The sequence below is a fragment of the Pseudomonas sp. So3.2b genome (genome assembly GCF_019464415.1).
In the GTDB taxonomy this organism is placed as follows: Bacteria; Pseudomonadota; Gammaproteobacteria; order Pseudomonadales; family Pseudomonadaceae; genus Aquipseudomonas; species Aquipseudomonas shahriarae.
Map to the genome: position 1 here is coordinate 6,005,421 of NZ_CP080494.1, position 22,478 is coordinate 6,027,898.

At 62.7% G+C, this 22,478-nt stretch carries 19 protein-coding genes; 6 read left to right on the forward strand and 13 right to left on the reverse strand.

Going from position 1 to position 22,478, the window contains the following annotated elements; translation table 11 throughout:
• Positions 1–93: 93 nt before the first annotated feature.
• Positions 94–1,152, reverse strand: coding sequence for a phosphorylcholine phosphatase (locus K1X80_RS27230; protein ID WP_057960901.1), 1,059 nt, complete (start codon positions 1,150–1,152; stop codon positions 94–96).
• A 242-nt stretch (positions 1,153–1,394) separates the two neighbouring features.
• On the opposite strand from K1X80_RS27230, the gene K1X80_RS27235 reads away from it, so the two are divergent.
• A complete protein-coding gene (locus tag K1X80_RS27235; RefSeq protein ID WP_057960902.1) occupies positions 1,395–2,786 on the forward strand; it encodes an L-cystine transporter in 1,392 nt (463 codons plus the stop codon).
• 95 nt (positions 2,787–2,881) lie between these two features.
• On the opposite strand, the gene K1X80_RS27240 is transcribed toward K1X80_RS27235, so the two are convergent.
• Positions 2,882–3,394: a dihydrofolate reductase gene (locus K1X80_RS27240; RefSeq protein WP_057440396.1), complete on the reverse strand. Its 513-nt coding sequence runs from the start codon at positions 3,392–3,394 to the stop codon at positions 2,882–2,884.
• 69 nt (positions 3,395–3,463) lie between these two features.
• Between K1X80_RS27240 and K1X80_RS27245 the strand changes: the two genes are divergently transcribed.
• Positions 3,464–4,843, forward strand: a complete 1,380-nt coding sequence (locus tag K1X80_RS27245) for a DUF2868 domain-containing protein (RefSeq protein WP_170059526.1) — start codon at positions 3,464–3,466, stop codon at positions 4,841–4,843.
• Positions 4,836–6,203 carry a DUF3482 domain-containing protein gene (locus K1X80_RS27250; RefSeq protein ID WP_057440398.1) on the forward strand — a complete coding sequence of 456 codons (1,368 nt, stop codon included), beginning with the start codon at positions 4,836–4,838 and terminating at the stop codon, positions 6,201–6,203. The genes K1X80_RS27245 and K1X80_RS27250 overlap by 8 nt, the downstream gene beginning before the upstream one ends.
• Here the strand turns inward: K1X80_RS27250 and K1X80_RS27255 are convergent.
• From K1X80_RS27255 to K1X80_RS27285, 7 genes are all read right to left on the reverse strand, one after another.
• The gene (locus K1X80_RS27255) at positions 6,200–6,754 is read right to left on the reverse strand and encodes a phosphonate degradation HD-domain oxygenase (RefSeq protein WP_220172590.1); all 555 of its coding nucleotides are present in this window, start codon (positions 6,752–6,754) and stop codon (positions 6,200–6,202) included. The genes K1X80_RS27250 and K1X80_RS27255 overlap by 4 nt on opposite strands.
• Positions 6,754–7,887 (reverse strand): TIGR03364 family FAD-dependent oxidoreductase, encoded by a 1,134-nt coding sequence (locus tag K1X80_RS27260; protein ID WP_169989455.1) that lies wholly within the window; start codon positions 7,885–7,887, stop codon positions 6,754–6,756. Before K1X80_RS27260 ends, K1X80_RS27255 begins: the two co-directional genes overlap by 1 nt.
• A 122-nt stretch (positions 7,888–8,009) precedes the next feature.
• Positions 8,010–9,035: a putative 2-aminoethylphosphonate ABC transporter substrate-binding protein gene (locus K1X80_RS27265; protein ID WP_057440401.1), complete on the reverse strand. Its 1,026-nt coding sequence runs from the start codon at positions 9,033–9,035 to the stop codon at positions 8,010–8,012.
• Between the two features lie 26 nt (positions 9,036–9,061).
• A complete protein-coding gene (locus K1X80_RS27270; RefSeq protein ID WP_220172591.1) occupies positions 9,062–10,786 on the reverse strand; it encodes a putative 2-aminoethylphosphonate ABC transporter permease subunit in 1,725 nt (574 codons plus the stop codon).
• A gap of 1 nt (position 10,787) precedes the next feature.
• The gene (locus tag K1X80_RS27275) at positions 10,788–11,852 is read right to left on the reverse strand and encodes a putative 2-aminoethylphosphonate ABC transporter ATP-binding protein (protein WP_057440403.1); all 1,065 of its coding nucleotides are present in this window, start codon (positions 11,850–11,852) and stop codon (positions 10,788–10,790) included.
• Positions 11,853–12,089: 237 nt separating this feature from the next.
• Positions 12,090–12,953, reverse strand: a complete 864-nt coding sequence (locus K1X80_RS27280) for a LysR family transcriptional regulator (RefSeq protein ID WP_057960907.1) — start codon at positions 12,951–12,953, stop codon at positions 12,090–12,092.
• Positions 12,954–12,969: 16 nt separating this feature from the next.
• Positions 12,970–15,288, reverse strand: a complete 2,319-nt coding sequence (locus K1X80_RS27285; RefSeq protein ID WP_057960908.1) for a heavy metal translocating P-type ATPase — start codon at positions 15,286–15,288, stop codon at positions 12,970–12,972.
• 85 nt (positions 15,289–15,373) lie between these two features.
• On the opposite strand from K1X80_RS27285, the gene cadR reads away from it, so the two are divergent.
• Entirely contained in the window at positions 15,374–15,823 is a 450-nt protein-coding gene (gene cadR, locus K1X80_RS27290) for a Cd(II)/Pb(II)-responsive transcriptional regulator (protein WP_057440406.1), read from the forward strand.
• Positions 15,824–15,937: 114 nt separating this feature from the next.
• Here the strand turns inward: cadR and K1X80_RS27295 are convergent, their stop codons facing one another.
• Together K1X80_RS27295 and lgt are read right to left on the reverse strand one after the other, a co-directional pair.
• Entirely contained in the window at positions 15,938–16,909 is a 972-nt protein-coding gene (locus K1X80_RS27295; RefSeq protein ID WP_057960909.1) for a thymidylate synthase, read from the reverse strand.
• A gap of 51 nt (positions 16,910–16,960) precedes the next feature.
• Positions 16,961–17,773, reverse strand: coding sequence for a prolipoprotein diacylglyceryl transferase (gene lgt, locus K1X80_RS27300; RefSeq protein WP_057440408.1), 813 nt, complete (start codon positions 17,771–17,773; stop codon positions 16,961–16,963).
• A 213-nt stretch (positions 17,774–17,986) separates the two neighbouring features.
• Here lgt and K1X80_RS27305 point away from each other — a divergent pair, with 213 nt between their 5' ends.
• Positions 17,987–18,733, forward strand: coding sequence for an NRDE family protein (locus K1X80_RS27305; protein ID WP_057440409.1), 747 nt, complete (start codon positions 17,987–17,989; stop codon positions 18,731–18,733).
• Between the two features lie 99 nt (positions 18,734–18,832).
• Here K1X80_RS27305 and ptsP read toward each other — a convergent pair whose 3' ends face one another.
• Both ptsP and K1X80_RS27315 read right to left on the reverse strand, forming a co-directional pair.
• Entirely contained in the window at positions 18,833–21,112 is a 2,280-nt protein-coding gene (gene ptsP, locus K1X80_RS27310) for a phosphoenolpyruvate--protein phosphotransferase (RefSeq protein ID WP_057960910.1), read from the reverse strand.
• A 22-nt stretch (positions 21,113–21,134) separates the two neighbouring features.
• Positions 21,135–21,614: an RNA pyrophosphohydrolase gene (locus K1X80_RS27315; RefSeq protein ID WP_053128161.1), complete on the reverse strand. Its 480-nt coding sequence runs from the start codon at positions 21,612–21,614 to the stop codon at positions 21,135–21,137.
• Positions 21,615–21,757: 143 nt separating this feature from the next.
• On the opposite strand from K1X80_RS27315, the gene K1X80_RS27320 reads away from it, so the two are divergent.
• Positions 21,758–22,414: an HAD family phosphatase gene (locus K1X80_RS27320; protein WP_057960911.1), complete on the forward strand. Its 657-nt coding sequence runs from the start codon at positions 21,758–21,760 to the stop codon at positions 22,412–22,414.
• The last annotated feature ends 64 nt before the right edge of the window (positions 22,415–22,478 follow it).

Sequence of the window (22,478 nt, forward strand, 5' to 3'; positions counted from 1 at the left end):
AAAAATCACTCAAATGCACCGCATACAATGCATTAAAGCGTGATGGTCCTTTCTACACCCAACGGTAAAGCCTGGCAACTCTGTGGCGGGGCCTTATTGAATCGCCTCCGGCTTGACGATCACCCAGTTCTTATCCGCCGTCACCGGTAACCCTTCCTTGGCCTGGGCCGCCGCATGCTTGGCCATCATGCCGTTAATCTGGGTCATGTACTTGTCCTTGCGGTTGATCCACAAGTGGATGCCACCCTTGGCCACGTCCACATCGTGAAACAGCATGTAGCCGTCGCTAGTGGGGGTGTCGCCGCCGACCAGCACCGGTTTTTTCCACTCGTCGATGTAGGTGAGGATCGCCGCATGCTTGCCGGCCATCCAGGTTGCCGGGGTCCACAGGTAGGGGGTCAGTTCCAGGCCGAGGTTGGCCTTTTCGTCGTATTTGCCGGCGCTGATCTGCTTGCGGGCGGTGGTCAGCTCGCCAGTCTTGCGGTCCTTGAGCAACAGGCTGACGCCAATGACGTTCTGCGGCTTGACGTTGTAGCCGTACTTCGGATCCGAGGCGACCATGCGCACCAGCTCTTCAGAGGCAGCGGTCATCACGTACACGTCGATGCCGTTTTCCATCAGCTTGTTGTACAACTCGGTCTGGCCGGTGAAGATTTTCGGCGGCTGCACCTCCATGTTCTTCACCACGTCGCCTTCGAAGTAGGTGACCGGCACCGGTTTGCCGGAGGCCATCAGTTCATCGACGTAGCCCTTGAGTTCCTTGAGGGTAAAGCCTGAAAACACCTGGGCGACCCACGGGTAGCAGACCATGTCGTCCACTTCGCACAGGCGATAGTAGTAACTGAACAGACTTTCCTTATGGTCAGCAGTGTCTTTGAACGGCATAAGTTTGAGCGACGGATCGAGACTGTCGCGGGTGATCAGGCCCTTGTTTTCCATGTACGGCAACAGTGACTCTTCGAGGTCGAAGCGGTAGCTGGTGTTGTCCATGTCGAACACCGCGTAATTGCCCTTGTTGGCGTTGGCGGCAATCATTTCGTTGAGTTGCTTGGCGGCGGGTGCCGGCCAGTGTTTCAACTCGGTGGCGGCCATGACCTGGCTGACAAGCCCCAGGCATAGCGCGGCGGCAAACAGTCTCGGCGCGAGCTTCATGTGCGTTTTCTCCCTGAGTGAAAGGCATAAACGCTAACAAATCCTTATGACCGTTCCCGGCACCAGCACGACCGTCTGCGTCCTGATACCGCCACCGGCATACGCCTGGGCGCCAAAGCCTTATTCCAAAAACGACAGTAGTCATTCCATAAAGGTATTAAATCAATATATTTCAAGCTGTTAGGCTTTCCGGTTCGCAGTCGCACGCTCAGGCGACTGGCAGCCATTTAATTGGAGCTTCAATGAATCTGCCGCTGATTCTCAATTTGCTGGTGTTCCTGGCGTTACTGCTAGGCCTGGCCCAAACCCGTCACAGCCACTGGAGCCTGGCCAAGAAGGTCCTGCTGGCACTGGTGCTCGGGGTGGTTTTTGGTGTGATCCTGCACACCATTTATGGTGCTGGTCACCCGGTACTCAAGGCCTCGATCAGTTGGTTCGACCTGGTGGGCAATGGTTATGTGCAACTGTTGCAGATGATCGTGATCCCGCTGGTGTTCGCCTCGATCCTCAGCGCCGTGGCCCGCCTGCATAACGCCGCGTCCCTGGGCAAGATCAGCTTCCTGACCATTGGCACGCTGCTGTTCACCACCGCCATTGCGGCGCTGATCGGTATCGGCCTGACCAACCTGTTTGGCCTCACCGCCGAAGGCCTGGTGGCCGGCACCCAGGAGTTGGCGCGCCTGCAGGTGATCCAGAGTGACTACGCAGGCAAGGTCGCCGACCTGAATATCCCGCAGTTGCTGCTGTCGTTTATCCCGCAAAACCCGTTCGCCGACCTGGCCCGGGCCAAGCCGACGTCGATTATCAGTGTGGTGATCTTCGCCGCGTTCCTGGGGGTTGCCGCGCTGCAACTGCTCAAGGACGACGTGGAAAAAGGTCAGAAAGTGGTCAACGCCATCGACACCCTGCAAGCCTGGGTGATGCGCCTGGTGCGCCTGGTGATGAAGCTGACCCCTTACGGCGTACTGGCGCTGATGACCAAAGTGGTCGCCAGTTCCAACCTGCAAGACATCATCAAGCTCGGCAGTTTCGTGCTGGTGTCCTACCTGGCGCTGGGGCTGATGTTCGTGGTCCACGGCCTGCTGCTGTCCCTGGCCGGGATCAACCCGCTGCGCTTCTTCCGCAAGGTATGGCCGGTGCTGACCTTTGCCTTCACCAGCCGCTCCAGCGCGGCGAGCATCCCGCTGAGCATCGAAGCGCAGACCCGCCGCCTGGGCATCCCGCAGTCCATCGCCAGCTTCGCCGCCTCGTTCGGTGCGACGATTGGCCAGAACGGCTGTGCCGGCCTGTACCCGGCGATGCTGGCCGTGATGGTGGCGCCGACTGTGGGCATCAACCCCCTGGACCCGCTGTGGATCGCCACCCTGGTGGCGATTGTGACCCTGAGCTCGGCCGGTGTAGCGGGCGTGGGCGGCGGTGCGACGTTTGCCGCGCTGATCGTGCTGCCGGCCATGGGCTTGCCGGTGGCGTTGGTGGCGCTGCTGATTTCCGTGGAGCCGCTGATCGACATGGGCCGTACGGCGTTGAACGTGAATGGTTCGATGACGGCGGGGGCGATTACCAGCCAGATCATGCAGCAGACGGATAAAGAGCTGCTCAATGCCGATGAGCATGCTGAGTTGGCGCAGGCCTGATAGACCGCTATCGCGGGCAAGCCCGCTCCCACAGTTGAACCGGTTTCTTCAGTAAAAATCGGTCAACTGTGGGAGTGGGCTTGCCCGCGATGCTTTTAGGCTTTTTCCCAAACTTCGAAGTTATAGGCCGGCTTGTCACCTTCAGCCGGATTCTGCACATTCGACACCAGCTTCCATTGGCGGGTATCAAACTGCGGAAACCACGCATCCCCTTGCGGGCTCAACTCCACCCGCGTCAAATACAGGCGATCCGCCTGCTCCAGCCCCTGCGTATACAGCTGCGCGCCGCCGATCAGCATCAGCTCATCCACGCCCTGCTCCAACGCCCAGGCCTCGGCCCGCGCCACGGCTGCATCGAGGGACGGAAAAACTTCCGCACCTTCGAGCACCAAATCGGTCTGACGGCTGACCACAATGTTCAAGCGACCCGGCAACGGTCGACCCAGGGAATCCCAGGTCTTGCGCCCCATGATGATCGGCTTGCCCAGGGTGGTGGCCTTGAAATATTTGAAATCCCCCGGCAAATGCCAGGGCATGCTGTTGTCGACGCCGATCACGCGGTTTTCACCGAGGGCTGCGATCAGGCTTAAAGGGAGAGTTTTTTTCATGGCGACGAGAATACCAGAGGCGCGGGCCAGCGGTTATGCTCCAGGCTCACTGACACAACAGGATGGCGCGTGACTGCACTTACACCTCTGCACACACTCTGGCTGACGGAAACCGTGCGCCTGCGTGAAGAACACGCTGGCCCCCTGGAAGACCAGGAAGCCAATCGCCTGGCCCGCAGCCACGGCGGCGATCTGCCGACGCGCATTCAAAACCGCGCACTGTGGCTGGCCGAACGTGACGGCCTGCGCGCCGCCCTGCTCCACTGGCTGCAAGGCGCACGCCTGGCGCTGATGGTGCTGATGGTGCTGGCCATCGTCAGCGGCGCCGGCCTGGCCTTCGCCGCCCTGGGCAACGGCCAAGCCCCGGTCAATGTGTTCTGGGCCCTGGGCAGCCTGCTGGGCTTGAACCTGATCCTGCTGCTGAGCTGGGCCCTGGGCCTGTTGTTTGCCGGCGAACACAGCGCCAGCCTCGGCCGCCTGTGGTTGTGGCTCAGCGAAAAACTTGCCCGCGATGCCAAGGCCGCACAACTGGCGCCGGCGCTGTTGTTGCTGCTGCAACGCCAGAAGCTCAACCGCTGGGCGGTCGGCGTGCTGGTCAATGGCCTGTGGCTGCTGGCGCTGTGCAGCGCGCTGGTGATCCTGCTGACCTTGATGGCCACCCGGCGCTACGGGTTTGTCTGGGAAACCACCATTCTCGGGGCCGACACCTTTGTCAGCGTGACCCAGGCCCTGGGCAGCCTGCCCGCACTGCTCGGCTTCAGCGTGCCCAGCGTGGAGATGATTCGCACCAGCGGCGATTCGGCGCTGACTATCGAAAGCGCCCGCCAGGCCTGGGCTGCGTGGCTGGTGGGGGTGTTGCTGGTCTATGGCCTGCTGCCCCGGTTGATTCTCGCCCTGTTGTGCCTATGGCGCTGGAAACGCGGGCGCGCGGCCTTGGGCCTGGACCTCAACCTGCCCGGCTACAGCCACTTGCGCGATGCCTTGATGCCCAGCAGCGAACGCCTTGGCGTCAGCGATGCCGCGCCTGAGCAGTTGCACCACGTCAGCGGCGGTGCCAGCGAACTGCACAGCGATGGCGCCCTGCTGGTGGCCATCGAACTCGACGACCAGCACCCCTGGCCGCCCAAACTTCCGGCCATGGTCAAGGACGCCGGCATCCTCGACAGCCGTGAGTCTCGCCACAAACTACTGGAGCAACTGACCCGCTTCCCACCCGCACGCCTGGTGATCGCCTGCGACCCGCGCCGCTCGCCGGATCGCGGCAGCCTCGCGCTGATTGGCGAGCTGGCCCGCAGCGCCAGCGCCACCCGGGTCTGGCTGTTGCAAGCGCCACCGGGCCAGGCGCTGGATGCCGAGCGCCTTGGCGATTGGCACACGGCCTTGCAGCAACTGGACCTCCCCTTCGCCGACTGCGCGCCGCTCACCTGGCTGGAGACGGGCCATGACTAAACCCCTGAAACTGGCCGTGGTCGGCCACACCAACGTCGGCAAGACCTCGCTGCTGCGCACCCTGACCCGGGACGTGGGCTTTGGCGAAGTGTCCCACCGCCCCAGCACCACCCGGCATGTCGAAGGCGCACGCCTGTCGGTGGACGGTGAAGCCTTGCTGGAGCTGTACGACACGCCGGGCCTGGAAGATGCCATCGCCCTGCTCGATTACCTGGAGCGCCTCGACCGCCCCGGCGAACGCCTGGATGGCCCGGCCCGCCTGGCGCGCTTCCTCGAAGGCAGCGAAGCCCGCCAGCGCTTTGAGCAGGAGGCCAAGGTGCTGCGCCAGTTATTGGCGTCCGACGCCGGCCTGTACGTGATCGACGCCCGGGAACCGGTGCTGGCCAAGTACCGCGACGAGCTGCAAGTGCTGGCCAGTTGCGGCAAACCGCTGCTGCCGGTGCTCAACTTTGTCAGCAGCGCCGAACACCGCGAGCCGGACTGGCGCGAAGCCCTGGCCCGCCTGGGCCTGCATGCGTTGGTGCGCTTTGACAGCGTGGCGCCCCCAGAAGATGGCGAGCGGCGGCTGTATGAAAGCCTGGCCCTGTTGCTGGAAAGCTCACGGCCACAGTTGGAGCGGCTGATTCTCGACCAGGAGGCCCAACGCCAGGCGCGCCAGCAAAGCGCCGCACGCCTGATCGCCGAGCTGCTGATCGACTGCGCCGCGTGCCGGCGCAGCGTGGTCATCGAGGATGAACAGCAAGCCGTCAGCGATCTGCGCAAAGCCGTGCGCCAGCGCGAACAACGTTGCGTCGAGGCCCTGCTCAAACTCTACGGCTTCCGTGCGCAAGACGCCGCTGCCAGCGACTTGCCGCTGCTGGACGGACGTTGGGGCGATGATTTGTTCAACCCCGAAACCCTCAAGCAACTGGGGGTGCGGGTCGGCGGCGGGATTGCCGCGGGAGCTGCGGCCGGTGCCGGCGTGGACTTGCTGGTCGGCGGCCTGACCCTGGGCGCCGCCGCCCTGGCCGGGGCGATTGCCGGGGGCGCCCTGCAAACTGCGCGCAGCTACGGCAGCCGTTTGCTGGGCAAGATCAAGGGCCAGCGCGAGCTGACCGTGGATGACAGCGTGTTGCGCCTGTTGGCCCTGCGCCAGCGCCAGTTGCTCAAGGCCCTGAACCTGCGGGGGCATGCGGCGATGCACAGCATCAAGGTCGACACCCCGCAGGACAAGAGCTGGCGCGAAGGCAAACTGCCCGAGGCCCTGCACAAGGCGCGTGCCCATCCGCAATGGTCATCGCTCAACCCCCATGCACGGTTGAGCCAGGCCGAGCGCCAGGAACAGATCGAAGCCCTGGCCCAGCGCCTGGACGAGGCTTAAGCCGCCAGCAGGTGCCGGGCCTTGGCCTTCAACACCTCAAGGTCGAGCACCGGCACGTGCATTACCTTGGCCTGCTCATCCCAGTGGCGCATGCGCAGGCTCACCGCACACAGCGGGTCCTGCTCAAACACACGGGCCTCGTCGGCCGTCATCACCCCGCCCTGGTAACCCAGGGTGCGGCGGCTGGCCTCGCTCAAGCGCGCATAGTAGTCCGGCTGGCTGAAGGTCAGGTAACGCTTGGCCTGCACGTGATACTCCACCAGTTTCGCCAGGCGCTCGCTAAACCCGGCACGCCGCAAGTAATCGGCACCCAGGCGTTCGTGGCTGACCACGCCGTAGCCGCCCATGTTCTCCTCACCCTGGCCGCAGATGTGCCCGATATCGTGGAAGAACGCCGCCAGCACCACTTCATCGTCAAAGCCTTCAGCCATGGCCAGTTGCGCGGCCTGGGACATATGCTCGATCTGCGACACCGGCTCGCCAATGTAATCGGCAGCGCCATGCTGCTCGTACAGGCCAAAGACTTCAGCGACCACCTGTTCAGCGTTCATCACGCCTGCCCCCACAGTTCAGTGATATTGCGCTCGGCCAGCGCCGGCCCCACGCTCATGCCCACGCCGGTGTGCATCAACGCCACGCTGACCCCCTCGGCGGCGCGCAGGAACGAAAACGGCCCCGGCCCACGGGAGCCATAAACGCCTTGCCAGCGCTCGACGACCTGAATCTGACAGCCCAGGGTCTGCTCGGCCAGTTCGATCATCCAGTTGTCCACCTGTTCGGCGTTGAATGGCGAAGGATCACTGCCGTAATGGTGGGAATCCCCGATGATCAACTCGCCATGGGGCGTCGGGCTGATCAGCAGGTGGATGCCATGTTCATGCAGGTGCGGTGTGTCACGCAGGATCTGCGCCTGCACCGGCGCCGCTTCCGGCAAGTCGGCAAAGGCGCCGTAGTGCACGCAGCTCAGGCCGGTCAGCAGCGCGTGTTGCAGGTTCAGCTCCTCCTTGGGCCGGGCGCGCAGCATTTGCAGTTGGCAGATTTGCGGCTGGAGTGCGGCGATCTGTTCGGCCAGCAGGGTTTGGTAGTCGTGGCCGGAGCACACGATGATCTGCTTGCCACGAAAGCTGCCGGCGGTGCTGTGCACCTGGCCCGGTTCGATGTCACGTACCAGGGTGGAGAAGTGGAACTCCACCTTGAGGTCGCAGCGCAGGTACTCGATCAGTGCCGGCAGCGCCTCACGGGAATACAGTTGCTGATCGTCCAGGCCGTGCAGCGCGGCGCGGTGATGGCGGAACTGGCCGCCATACAAGTCGTTCAGCGCTGCGCCTTGCAACAGGTTGACGCGGTAGCCATGCGCCTTGGCGCGCCCGGCGCAAAAAGCCTCCAGCAGGTGCTCTTCGGCTTCGGTGCGGGCAAACAGGTAAGAGCCATTGCGCTTGAGTTGCAGGTTCGCCTGTTGCGCCCACTGGCCCCAGATCTCGCGGCTTTGCCGGGCCAGGTCGAGCATCTGCCCCGGCGGTTGGCCGGTGACCAGGGCCTGGCCGAAGTTGCGCACCGAGGCGCCCAGGGGCGTGGCCGTGCGCTCGAACACCGTGACCTTGAGGCCGCGTTTGGCGGCGGCGTAGGCATGGGACAGGCCGAGGATGCCGGCGCCGATGATCAGCAGATCGCTGTGGTGTGTCATTAAGTGATGTCCTGAATTTGAGGCCTCATCGCCGGCAAGCCAGCTCCCACAGGGTGAATTGTGAACACCTTCAAATGTGGGAGCTGGCTTGCCGGCGACGAGGCCATCAGCCCCAACGAATATTATTGACCTGCCACTTTCTCCGACTTGCCGTCATAGCGCTTACGCCATTCAGCCAGGATGTTATCGCGGTTTTTCGAGGCCCAGGCAAAGTCATTCTTGATCAGGCGCTGCTCATAGTCCGCCGGCAATTCTGTCTGCGGCTTGGCAATGCCCGGCTGGGCCAGCACGGCGAAGTTTTCCTTGTACAGCTCCATCGCTGCGGGGCTTGCAGAGAAATCGGCGAGCTTCTGTGCCGCTTCCGGGTGGGCCGTGCCCTTGATCACCGCAGTGGCTTCGATGTCCCAGCCCAGGCCTTCCTTGGGCAATACGATATCCAGCGGCGCGCCCTGGCGCTTGAGCTGCACCGCTGGGTATTCGAAGGAAATGCCGATTGGGAACTCACCGGAAGCCGCCAACTTGCACGGCTTGGAACCGGAGTGCACGTACTGGCCGATGTTCTGGTGCAGGTCATCCATGTACTGCCAGCCCTGCTTCTCGCCGAAGGTCTGCAACCAGGCGCTGACGTCGAGAAAACCGGTGCCGGACGACGCCGGGTTAGGCATGACGATCTTGCCCTTGTACTCAGGCTTGGTCAGGTCTTGCCAGCTGATCGGCTTGCTCAGGCCCTGTTTCTCGGCTTCGACAGTGTTGAAGCAAATGGTCGCAGCCCACACGTCCATGCCGACCCAGGCCGGTGGGTTGGCGGCGTCGCGGTAGTTCTTGCCAATTTTGTCCAGATCCTTCGGCGCATAGCTTTGCAGCATGCCTTGCTGATCGAGGATCGCCAGGCTGGAGGCCGCCAGGCCCCACACCGCATCGGCTTGTGGGCGGGCTTTTTCTGCCAGCAGCTTGGCGGTGATGATGCCGGTGGAGTCGCGCACCCACTTGATCTCGACGTCCGGGTTGGCCGCTTCGAAGGCTTTCTTGTAGGTCTTCAACTGCTCGGCTTCAAGGGCCGTGTACACGGTCAACTCGGTCTTGGCAGCAAAGGCATTCAGGCTGAACGCGGTGAGCACAGCAGCGGCGAGGGCCAGGGGCTTGAACATGGTGCGTTTCCTTGTGTGGGGCAGAGTTATTGACCGGGCGCGGTTTGGCGCCAGGCCTGGGAGCGGCGCAACAAGCCGCGTGAGGCCCACGCCAGCAGCAGCGAGACGCCGGCTGAGGTGAACAGAATCAGGGTCGACATGGCCGCCGCGCCGCCCACGTTGCCGGCGTCGTCCATGTTCAGCACCGCCACCGCCGCAAGGATGGTGTCGGGGCTGTAGAGAAAGATCGCGGCCGATACGGTGGTCATCGCCGAGACAAACAGGTAGCGCAGGATGTCCAACAGCGCCGGCAGGCAGATCGGCACGGTGACCCGCATAAAGTGGCGGTACAGCGGCGCCTTGAGCGACAGCGCGGCGGCTTCGAACTCGGCGTCGAGTTGGCGCAGGGCGGTGGTGGCGGTCATTTGCGCGGTGGTCAAATAGTGAGCAATGGTGCACACCACCAGCAGCGTCATGGTCCCGTAGAGCACATGCAGCGGGTTGCCGTTGAGGTTGAAAAAGAACACGTAGCCCAGGCCCAGCACCAGGCCAGGCACCGCCATCGGCACAAAGCTGAGCATGCGCAGCGCCAGGTTCAAGCCCTTCTGCCCCTTGGTCTTTTCCATCAGGTAAGCGCCGGTGAAGATCAGCACGCTGCCAATCAGTGCGATGCAGATCGCCATGGTCAGGCTGTTGCGATAGGCCAGCCAGCCGCCGCCAGCGGTGTCGTTGAACTGGTAGTGGTTGAGCGACAGCGACAGGTTGTACGGCCAGAACTTCACCAGCGACGAGTACACCGCCATGCCGAACACCAACAGCAGCACCGCGCAGATCAGCAGCACAATCGCCAGGTAGCAGCCATCACGCAGACGCGATGGCGCCGGCTGGAACACCTGGGCGCGGCCGCTCATGGAGTCGCCGTGGCGCCGGCGCAGCCAGGTATCCACCGCGAAACTGAGCAACGCCGGCAGCAGCAGCACCATGCCGATCAAGGCGCCGCGACCGAACTGCTGTTGGCCAACCACGGCCTTGTAGGCCTCCAGCGCCAGCACTTGATAGTCACCACCCACCACCACCGGTACGCCGAAGTCCGTGATGGTCAGGGTGAACACCAGGCAGAACGCGGCGAACACGGCCTGGCGCGTCGCCGGCCAGGTGATGCTGCGAAACGCCCGGGCCGGGCTGGCGCCCATGCTCGAGGCGGCATCGAACAACCGCGCATCCGCTAGGGACAGCGCCGACAGCAGGATCATCAGCGCATGGGGAAAGGTGTAGATCACTTCACCGAGGACAATCCCCCAGAAGCCGTAGATGTTGTCGGACAGCAGGCCACGCAACATGCCCTGGTTGCCGAACAGGTACACCAGGGCGATGCCCGGCAGCATCGACGGCGCCATCAGCGGCAGCAACGAAAGGCCGCGCCAGAGGGTCTTGCCGGGGATCAGTGTGCGTTGCAAGGCGTAGGCAAACAGGTAGGCCAGGGGTACGACAATGATCGCGACGCTCAGGGAAACCTTCAGGCTGTTGCCCAGCAGCCAGTGGAAGTTGGCGCTGGTCAGCAGCTCACGCGCCGCCACCAGGCCGCCGCCCTGGCCGTCTTCGGCGCTGAAACCGCGCCAGAAGATCGCCAGCAACGGCAGCAGTACGGCGAGGCCCAACAGGCACAGCAGCAGTAACTTGCCGCCCAGTACGAAGATACGGTCGCCGATTTGCGCACGGGCAGCCTGACGCGCCACACGGCCGGGTACTGGCAGGGTCATATCAGTGGCCATCTCAGGCAAACACCTGCAGGCTGCGCGGCGGCAGCGCCACCCAGATATCCTGGGCGCCCAGGCGTGGCATGGCTTCCGGCGCCAGTTCGGCCAGCAGCGGATGGCCGGGCAACTGGTCCAGTTCAAAGCTCATGCGGCAACGGTTGCCGAGGAAGGTGATCTCGCGGACCTTGGCCGGGAACAGGTTTTCCTCGTGTACGGGCGGGTTGACGCTGATCGCTTCCGGCCGGCAGAACAGGCGGCCCGACGCGGCCTTGCCGCTGTCTTCGGCCAGGCGCACATTCATCCCGCCAACCTGGGCGTGGCTGGCGCTGTTGCGGCTGAAGGGCAGCCAGTTGCCCTGGCCGACAAACTCGGCCACGAACGGGGTGGCCGGGCGGTCATAGATCTCTTGAGGGGTGGCGTACTGCTCGACCTTGCCGTTGTTCATCACGGCGATACGGTCGGCCATCAGCATGGCCTCGTCCTGATTGTGGGTGACCATCAGGGTGGTAATGCCCAGGCGGCGTTGCAACTGGCGCAACTCGGTGCACAGGTGCTCGCGCACCCGGGCATCGAGGGCCGACATCGGCTCATCCAGCAGCAACAGCGACGGGGCCGGCGCCAGGGCACGGGCCAGGGCGACCCGTTGCTGCTGGCCGCCGGACAGTTGGCCGGGGTATTTCTTTTCGCTGCCGGTCAGGCCCACCAGTTCCAGCATCTGCGCCACGCGTTTGCGCACTTCATCGCGACCGCTGCCGGCCAGGCCGTAGCCGATATTGGCCTCGACGCTGAGGTTGGGGAACAGCGCGTAGGACTGGAACAGAATGCCGTAGTCCCGCGCCTGGGGTGCCAGTAGGGAAACGTCACGATCACCCAGGTACAACTCGCCGCTGTCCTGGCGCTCCAGGCCGGCGATGCAGCGCAGCAAGGTGGTCTTGCCGCAGCCCGAGGGGCCGAGCAGGCACACCAGTTCACCGGCGGCGACGTCCAGGGACACATGGTCCAGGGCAGTAAAGGCGCCAAAGCGCTTCTGGATACCACGCACCGTCATCGGCGCGCCGGGGTTGAGCTGGGCTGTGTTCATGGTGGCACCTCATCAAACTGATGAAGGCCATGCTAGGCAGCAAATGCGTCCCTGGTGTGGCAGGAAGGCAAAAGCGGGTGATAGTGGTATTGGTGGATTTGGGTAGGGGTAGAGCCATGGGGTGTTGGGTCTACCGCTATCGCAGGCAAGCCGGCTCCCACATTTGGAGCTGTGAATACCTTCACATGTGGGAGCTGGCTTGCCTGCGATGGCGATCTCAAAACCACCCAAAATCTTTCAGAGCGGCGACATTTCCTGCGCCAACCCCAGAAACGCCGCCGGCAACCGCGCACCTTTACGCTCCTTGAGGCAGTACAGGTATTCAGGAATCTGCGGCGCATTCTCGATGGTCAGCACCCGCAGTTGCGGGTCATGGGGCACTTCCTGGCGGGCGATGATGCTGATGCCGATATTGCGCAGCACCGCCTCGCGGATCGACTCACGGCTGCCGATTTCCAGCAGCGGCCCATAACCCACGCCAGCGCCTTTGAGCATCTCTTCGGTCAAGCGCCGGGTGGTCGAACCTGCCTCGCGCATCAACAGGGTATGCCCCGCCAGCGCACTGAGCGGCACATGCTCCAGCACGGCCAGCGGATGATTGCGATGCACCGCCAGCACCAGCGGGTCGGTGCCCAACACCCGGCGGATCAGGCGCGGGTCTTCCAGCAATTGCGAGGAGGCGGCGACGTCCACCCGGTAATCATCCAGCGCTTCGAGGACCTGCTGGGAGTTGCCGATTTCCACTGCCACTTCCACGTGGGGCAAGCGTTCGCGGAAGGTTTTCACCAGATCAAGGATGTAATAGGGCGCGGTCGCGGCGATGCGCAACGTGCCCTGGACCTGGCCGCTGTTGCGCAGGAAAAACTCGATATCCGCCTCCTGCTGCAACAGCGCCTTGACCATCGGCAACAGCCGCGCCCCTTCGTCGCTGACGGTGAGGCGGCGGCCACCGCGATAGAACAGCTCAACCGAGTACTGGCTTTCCAGATGGCGGATCTGGGTGGTCACCGTGGGTTGGCTCAGGCCGAGTTTTTTCGCCGCCTGGGTAATGCTGCCCAGGCGGGCGACCATGTAAAACGCCTTCAACTCGGCACTCAGCACACCACCCTCTCATCGACTATTTGCGCAACAGGCGCAGACCATTGAATACCACCAGCAGGCTCACGCCCATGTCAGCAAACACCGCCATCCACATGGTGGCCATGCCCATGAAGGTGACGGCCAGGAAGATCGCCTTGATCACCAGCGCCAGGGCGATGTTCTGCTTGAGGATACTCGACGTTTGTCGCGACAAGCGTATGAATGCCGGAATCTTGCGCAAATCATCGTCCATCAGCGCCACGTCGGCGGTCTCGATGGCCGTGTCGGTGCCTGCTGCCGCCATGGCAAAGCCAATCTCGGCGCGGGCCAGGGCCGGGGCGTCGTTGATGCCGTCGCCGACCATGCCGACCCGGTGGTTTTTCCCGTACAGGTCCTCGATAGCCTTGAGCTTGTCGGTGGGCAACAGATCGCCCTGGGCCTGGTCGATGCCCACCTGGGCGGCAATTGCCTGGGCGGTGTGGGTGTTGTCGCCGGTGAGCATCAGGGTCTTGATGCCCAGGTCGTGCAACTGCTGGATGGCTTCGCGACTGCTGTCCTTGACCGTATCGGCCACGGCGAACAGCGCCAGCGGGCCGGATTTGTCGAGCAGCAGCACCACGGACTTGCCTTGTTTTTCCAGGGCGAAGAGTTTTTCTTCAAGGGCCGGCGAGCACAGGCCCAGCTCTTCCACCAGGCGGTGGTTGCCCAGGTGATAGACCTCACCGTTGATCTCGCCACGGACCCCGCGCCCGGCTAGGGCCTCGAAGTTATCCACAACCTGCAGCGGGAGTTTTTTATCCACAGCCGCATTGGCGATCGCCAGCGACACTGGGTGGTCGGAACGCGCGGCCAGGCTGGCGGCCAGGGCCGGCGCGTTGTCTTCTACATTGGGGAACAACGCCAGGTAGTCGGTCTGCACCGGCTTGCCGTGGGTGATGGTGCCGGTCTTGTCCAGGGCCAGGTAGTCGAGCTTGTAGCCGGCCTCCAGGTACACGCCGCCCTTGATCAGGATGCCTTTGCGCGCAGCCGCCGCCAGGCCGCTGACGATGGTCACCGGGGTGGAAATCACCAGGGCACAAGGGCACGCGACCACCAACAGCACCAGGGCGCGGTAGATCCAGTCGAACCACACCGCGCCCATGAACAGCGGCGGGATCACGGCCACGCCGAGGGCAAACAGGAACACCGCCGGGGTGTAGATTTTCGAGAAGCTGTCCACAAAGCGCTGGGTCGGCGCCCGCGAGCCCTGGGCCTGTTCCACTGCGTGGATGATGCGCGCCAGGGTCGAGTTATTGGCGGCAGCGGTCACCCGGTATTCCAGGGAACCGGCCTGGTTGATGGTGCCGGCGAAGACTTTATCGCCCACGGTTTTCTCGATCGGCAGGCTTTCGCCGGTGATCGGCGCCTGGTCGATGGTGGACTGGCCGGCGGTGACTTCACCATCCAGACCAATGCGCTCGCCGGGGCGTACCCGCACGATGGCACCCAGTTCAATGGTCTTGACCTCTTGTTCGACCCAGCTACCGTCAGCCTGGCGCACCGTGGCCTGCTCCGGGGTCATCTGCATCAAGCCACTGATGGCATTGCGCGCACGGTCCAGGGACTTGGCCTCGATCAACTCGGCCACGGTAAACAGGAACATCACCATCGCCGCTTCCGGCCACTGGCCGATCAGGATCGCACCGGTCACGGCGATGCTCATCAGCGCGTTGATGTTCAGGTTGAGGTTTTTCAGGGCAATCCAGCCCTTTTTATAGGTGGTGAGGCCGCCACTGAGGATCGACACCAGCGCCACCAGCGCCACCACCCAGGTCGGAGCCGCGTCGGTGAAATGGATCACCTCCGCCGCCAGGGCGCAAAAGCCGGACAGGGCCAGCGGCCACCAGTGCTTCTTGGCCGGTGGTGCGGCGGCCGGCACGCCCTCCTCGATCGGATCGGCCTGCATGCCCAGGGACTTGATGGCCTCGACGATCGGCGCGGTGCTCGGCAGGTCGTGGGTGACACCGAGGATGCGGTTGATCAGGTTGAATTCCAACTGCTGCACACCGGCCATCTTGCCCAGTTTGTTCTGGATCAGCGTTTGCTCGGTGGGGCAGTCCATGGCCTCGATGCGGAAAGTGCTCAGGCGCGCGTTGGCGCTGGTTGTTTGCGTCAATGTCACCAACGAGGGGGCTGCCGCGCCGGAACAGCAGGAGCCGCCGCCATGATCATGCTCTTTCACAGGGGCAAGCTTTTGCACGTGATCATGATGGCTGTGGTCATGATCATGGCCGTGGTCGTGATGGCTATGATCATGGTCGTGATCATGATCGTGGCTGTGGTCGTGCTTGTGCGGGGTGCGCAGGGATTCGCTCATTGTGTCGCGTCCATGAAGGTGCCTGTTGCCAAGTAAAGACCCTGTAGCCACTATAGGGTCAAGCACCCTTTTGGAGATTGCTGCGATGAAGATCGGTGAATTGGCCAAACTGACCGACTGTCCGGTGGAGACCATCCGTTATTACGAGAAGGAAGGCCTGCTGCCGCCACCGGCGCGCAGTGAGGGCAACTACCGCCTGTACACCCAGGCCCACACCGAGCGCCTGACGTTTATCCGCAACTGCCGCAGCCTGGACATGACCCTGGAGGAAATCCGCAGCCTGCTGGGCCTGCGCGACAGCCCCCAGGACCAGTGTGAAAATGTAAATGCGCTGATCGACGAGCATATCCATCACGTCAAGGCGCGGATTGATGGGTTGCTGGCCTTGCAGAAACAGTTGATCGACCTGCGCCAGCGCTGTGGCGAAGGGCCGGAGATCGACCAGTGTGGGATTTTGCAGCGGCTGGAGGTCAGTGGGAGTGTGGCGGCCAGTGAGGCGGAGCATTCACATGTGGGTCGTAGTCACGGGCATTAGATAATGGGGTGACTGAGTTGACGCCATCGCAGGCAAGCCAGCTCCCACATGTGCCTGAGTACTCGGTCACTTGTGGGAGCTGGCTTGCCTGCGATGCAGACGATGCGGTCTCGACTAGACCGCCATCGGCGCCGTCATCGGCGCATGGTGCTCATAGCCTTCCAGCGAGAAATCGCTCGGCTCGATCAGCTCCAGCCACTCTGGCTGGTACACCCCGGTCTTGGCAAACTCCGGCACGCGCTCGCTGATCACCAGTTTCGGCGCGGCGAAAGGCTCGCGCTTGAGCTGTTCGTTGAGCATGTCCAGGTGGTTTTCGTAGACGTGCGCGTCACCGATGAAATAGGTGAACCAGCGCGGCGTGTAGCCAGTCAGGCGGCCGATCAGGCTCAGCAGTGCGGCGCCTTCGGTGAGGTTGAACGGCGTGCCCAGGCCCAGGTCGTTGGAGCGGATGTAGAGGGTCAGGGAAATCTCCCTGGTCTCGACATTCGGGTGGAACTGGTACAGCAGGTGGCACGGCGGCAAGGCCATTTCATCGAGCTGGGCGCAGTTCCAGCCGTGGAACAGGATGCGCCGGCTGCCCGGGTCCTTGATGATGGTGTCGACGCACTGGCGAATCTGGTCAATGGCCTTGTACAGCACCACGTAGGCCTGACCGTCTTCCTCGCCTTCGGCGATCTGGCGATAGCCCTGGGCCAGGGTCTGCTCGATAGCGGCCTGGTTGCTCAACGGGATCTGCTTGTACGCCGGCCATTTGCGCCATTGCACACCGTAGATCTCGCCCAGGTCGTCCTCGCCCTGGCGGAACGGGTTGGCCAGCCACTGCGCGTTTTCGTTAGCGTTCTGGTCCCACACCTTGCAGCCCAGGGCGCGGAATTCGGCGGCGTTATTCACCCCACGCAAAAAGCCACACATCTCGCCAATCGCCGACTTGAAGGCCATTTTGCGGGTGGTGATGGCTGGGAAACCTTCCTGCAGATCAAAGCGCAACATCGCACCGGGGAAGCTGATGGTGTTCACGCCAGTGCGGTTGGCCTGCTTGGTGCCGTTGTTGATGACGTGGGAAACCAGCTCGAGATATTGCTTCATGACATTACCTGTATCGGTGAAGCCGAGGCCCTCAGGCCCCGGCGTTCGAATTTATAGCGCGCTGGTCTTGATCGCCTGCGGGCGGTTGTAAGCCCACCAGAGCAGGCCCAGGCCAGCAAGAATCATCGGAATGCTGAGAACCTGGCCCATGGTCAGCCAGCCGAACGCCAGGTAGCCCAACTGCGCATCCGGCACCCGCACGAACTCGACGATGAAACGGAAAATCCCGTAGAACAGGGCGAACATCCCCGAAACCGCCATGGTTGGGCGGGGTTTGCGCGAGTAGATGTAGAGGATCAGGAACAGCGCCACGCCTTCCAGGGCGAACTGGTACAACTGCGACGGATGGCGCGCCAACTGCGCCGGGTCGCTGAACGGCGGGAACACCATGGCCCACGGCACGTCGGTCGGTTTGCCCCACAATTCGGCGTTGATGAAGTTACCGATACGCCCGGCACCCAGGCCAATCGGCACCATCGGCGCGATAAAGTCCATCAGTTGGAAGAATGACTTGCCATTACGTCGGCCAAACCACCAGGCCGCGAGCATCACGCCGATAAAACCGCCGTGGAACGCCATGCCGCCCTTCCACACCTCGAAAATCAGGGTCGGGTTGGCCAGGTACGCGCTCAGGTCGTAGAACAACACATAACCCAGGCGCCCGCCGACAATCACGCCCATCGACATCCAGAACACCATGTCGGAGAGCTTCTCCTTGGTCCAGGTCGGATCAAAGCGGTTCAGGCGTCGGGAAGCCAACAGCCAGGCGCCGCCGATGCCGATCAGGTACATCAACCCGTACCAGTGGATTTTCAGCGGACCGATGGCCAGGGCCACCGGGTCGATCTGCGGGTAAGGCAGCATTGCGACTCCTCGTTAAATCATTCGTTATTGCGCACGGACCTTGCCGGTGGACGATTAAGCCTGCGTTACAGCGGCTCGATCAAATGAAGAAGTTCGCACCCGCGCCAAGCAGCCTGGCATGTTAACGGATGGGAGGCATCTGGCCCAACTTGGATACGATGGATAGCCGGCGGATCTATGGGTAGAGTGAGCAAAACACAAAAGGATCGCCTTATGTGCCTGATTGTTTTCGCCTGGCGGCCGGGACATGCCCAGCCCCTGATCGTCGCGGCCAACCGTGACGAATTCTACGCCCGGCCCAGCCTGCCCTTGGCCCAGTGGCCCGATACACCGCAGGTGTATGCCGGTCGCGACCAGGAAGCCGGGGGCACCTGGCTGGGGATCGGCGCCGACGGACGGTTTGCCGCGCTGACCAATATCCGTGACCCGCACCAGCCACCGGCGCGCAAGTCCCGGGGCGAGTTGGTGGCGCGTTTTCTCCACGGTTCCCTGCCGATTGACCACTATTTAGCCGATGTTAACGGCAGATCAATTGAATATGCCGGCTTCAACCTGCTGATTGGCACGCCTCAAGAGCTGTGGCACTACAACGCCAATGAGTCGACGCCTACCCAACTGACGGCCGGGATCTATGGCTTATCCAATGCCGGGCTGGATACGCCCTGGCCAAAGCTGCTCAAGGCCAAGGCAGCACTGGCCCAAGTGCTGGATGATCCGCAGCCTGAAGCCTTGCTGGGGATTTTGAGCGACCCGCAGACCGCACCCTTTGCCGAACTGCCGGATACCGGTGTCGGGTTGGCCACGGAGAGTCTGTTATCGAGTGTGTTTATCGCCAGCCCCAGTTACGGGACGCGGGCGAGTACCGCGCTGATTGTGCATGCCGATGGGCTGCGGCACATGGTCGAGCGCAGCTTTGGCCCCCATGGCGGGCGGCTGGGCGAGGTGGAACTGAGGATTTAGTGGAGACTGGGCGACCGTCATCGCAGGCAAGCCAGCTCCCACAGTTTGAAATGCATTCCAAGTGTGGGAGCTGGCTTGCCTGCGATGGCCCCCCTCGGTCTAGAGGGTTTTTGTCGCAGACGGATTGATCATCCGCGCCAACCCCAAGCTTTTCAGGGCCAGCTGCAGCGAGCTGTGGATAACTTGCGGGTTGTCGATGGTCATCAATTCCGCCAGCAGATCCTTGGCCTTGCTCAGGTTGATCTGGCGCAGCATCCACTTGACCTTCGGCAGGTTGGTGGCGTTCATCGACAGGCTGTCAAAGCCCATGGCCATCAACAGCACCGCCGCCGCCGGATCACCGGCCATTTCCCCACAGATACTCACCGGCTTGCCTTCGGCATGGGCGTCGCGCACCACGTTCTGCAAGGCTTGCAGCACCGCCGGGTGCAGGTAGTCGTAGAGGTCGGCCACCCGTGGGTTGTTGCGGTCCACGGCCAGCAGGTATTGGGTCAGGTCGTTGGAGCCCACCGACAGGAAGTCCACCTGCCGTGCCAATTCCTTGGCCTGGTACACCGCTGCCGGGATTTCGATCATCACGCCAACCGGCGGCATCGGCACGTCGGCGCCTTCGTCGCGCACTTCGCCCCAGGCCCGGTGGATCAGGTGCAGGGCTTCTTCCAGCTCGTGGGTGCCGGAGATCATCGGAAGGAGAATGCGCAGGTTGTTCAGGCCTTCGCTGGCCTTGAGCATGGCGCGGGTCTGGACGAGGAAGATTTCGGGGTGGTCGAGGGTAACGCGGATGCCGCGCCAGCCAAGGAAGGGGTTGTCTTCCTTGATGGGGAAATAAGACAGTGACTTGTCGCCGCCGATATCCAGGCTGCGCATCGTCACCGGTAACGGATGGAAGGCGGACAGTTGCTCGCGATAAATCGCCAGCTGCTCCTTCTCGCTCGGGAAACGTTGGTTGATCATGAACGGCACTTCGGTGCGGTACAGGCCCACCCCTTCAGCGCCACGTTGTTGCGCACGCGCCACGTCCGCCAGCAGGCCCGTATTGACCAGCAGCGGTACACGGTGGCCGTCGAGGGTCACGCAGGGCAGTTCGCGCAGGGCATCGAGCCCCTGGGACAGCTGGCGCTCCTCCTCGACGATTTCGGCGTATTGCTTGCGCAGCACTTCGCTGGGGTTGGTATACACCTCACCACGGTGCCCGTCGACGATCATCGAGATGCCGTCGACCTTGGAATACGGCAGGTCCACCAGGCCCATCACCGTCGGGATGCCCATGGCCCGGGCCAGGATCGCCACGTGGGAGTTGCCCGAGCCCAACACCGAGACCAGGCCCACCAGTTTGCCTTCCGGCACTTCGCCGAGCATGGTGGCAGTCAGTTCTTCACTGATCAGGATGGTGTTGTCGGGGTAGACCAGGTTGGTGGTGCGGTCTTCCTGCAGGTAGGCCAGCAGGCGCCGACCGAGGTCGCGCACATCCGAGGCGCGCTCGCGCAGGTAGGCGTCGTCCATCAGTTCAAAGCGGTTGACGTGATCGGTGACCACCTGGCGCAGCGCGCCCTGGGCCCACTGGCCGGTCTTGATCACGGTCTTGACTTCGTTACCCAGGGACGCGTCGTCGAGCATCATCTGGTACACGTCGAACAGCGCCCGTTCTTCGGGGCGCAGCTGGGTGGCCAGCTTGGTCGACAGGTTGCGCATGTCGGCGCGCACGCCTTCCAGGGCGGTCTTGAACAGTTTGATTTCTGCGTCGATGTCGTCGACGGACTTGTCCGGCACCACGTCCAGGTCGGCCGGGGGCAGCATGACCACCGCAGTACCGACCGCCGCGCCCGGTGAACCCGGCACGCCGACGAACTTGGCTTCCTGGATCCCCTTGCCCTGGCGCCCCAGGCCGCGAATCGAGCCGGTGGCTTCGGCATGGGCGATCACCCCGGCCAACTGCGCACTCATGGTCACGAGGAAGGCTTCTTCACCTTCATCGAACTGGCGGCGCTCTTTCTGCTGGATGACCAATACGCCGACAACGCGGCGGTGGTGGATGATCGGTGCGCCGAGGAATGAGGCGTAGCGCTCTTCACCGGTTTCGGCAAAGTAGCGATAACGCGGGTGATCGGCCGCGTTTTCAAGGTTCAGGGGTTCTTCACGCGTCCCCACCAGGCCCACCAGACCTTCATTGGGCGCCATGCTGACCTTGCCGATGGAGCGCTTGTTCAAGCCCTCCGTGGCCATCAGCACAAAACGGTTGGTCTCGGGGTCCAGCAGGTAAACCGAGCAGACCTGGCTGCCCATGGCTTCCTTGACGCGCAACACAATAATCCCCAACGCCGCCTTGAGATCCTTGGCGGAGTTAACTTCCTGGACGATCTTGCGCAGCGTATTGAGCATGGCTCGGGGTCGAACTCCGTCGTCAGTCGCGCGATAAAAGGCGCGGGGCAAGCTCTTTGAGAGCGCGACGATAAACCTCGCGCTTGAATGTCACCACCTGGCCCAACGGATACCAATAACTGACCCAGCGCCAGCCATCGAACTCCGGTTTACCGGTCAAATCCATCCGCACCCGCTGCTCGTTGGAGATCAGGCGCAGGAGAAACCACTTTTGCTTCTGGCCGATGCACAGCGGTTGGCTGTGGGTACGCACCAGGCGTTGCGGCAAACGATAGCGCAACCAGCCTCGGGTACAGGCCAGAATTTGCACATCTTCGCGCTCCAGGCCGACTTCTTCGTTCAACTCACGGTACAGGGCGTCTTCAGGGGTTTCGTCGGGGTTGATCCCACCCTGGGGAAACTGCCAGGCATCTTGGTTGATTCGGCGAGCCCATAGCACCTGTCCGGCATCATTCGTAAGAATAATCCCGACATTTGGACGGAAACCATCGGGGTCGATCACGGCAACAACCTCGCAAACGCATGTCGCCGCATTGTTCCACAAAGCTTGTTGCAGCGGCAACGAGGCTGCTTACCTTATGTGCACTCTTGTGAAAAGACCGTATTCTGGACGCCTTTTTACAGACTTTTCAGCGAGTAACCGCAATGCGCCTGGCTTTATTCGACTTGGACAACACGCTTTTGGGCGGCGACAGTGACCACGCCTGGGGTGATTACCTGTGTGAACGCGGCATCCTCGATGCCGTTGCCTACAAGACCCGCAACGACGAGTTCTACCAGGATTACCTGGCCGGCAAGCTGGATAACGCCGCGTACCTGAACTTCAGCCTGGAAATCCTCGGCAGCACCGAGATGGCCCAGCTCGACGAATGGCACCGCGACTTCATGCGCGACTGCATCGAGCCGATCATCCTGCCCCAGGCCGTGGAACTGCTGGCCAAACACCGCGCCGCCGGTGACACGCTGGTGATCATCACCGCCACCAACCGCTTTGTCACCGCGCCGATTGCCGCACGTTTGGGGGTTGAAACCCTGATCGCCACCGAATGCGAGATGGCCGATGGCCGCTACACCGGGCGCAGCACCGATGTACCGTGCTTCCGTGAGGGCAAGGTGACGCGCTTGAATCGGTGGCTGGAAGAAACCGGCTCTAGCCTGCAAGACAGCTATTTTTACAGCGATTCGATGAATGACCTGCCGCTGCTGGAGCAGGTGACTCACCCGGTGGCAGTGGATCCGGATGCAAATCTGCGGGCCGAGGCCCAGAAGCGTGGTTGGCCGGTGATTAGCCTACGCGGCTGATAAAGCTTTCGCGAGCAAGCCCGCTCCCACATTTGATCGGGTTCCACCTTTGGAATGCAGTCGA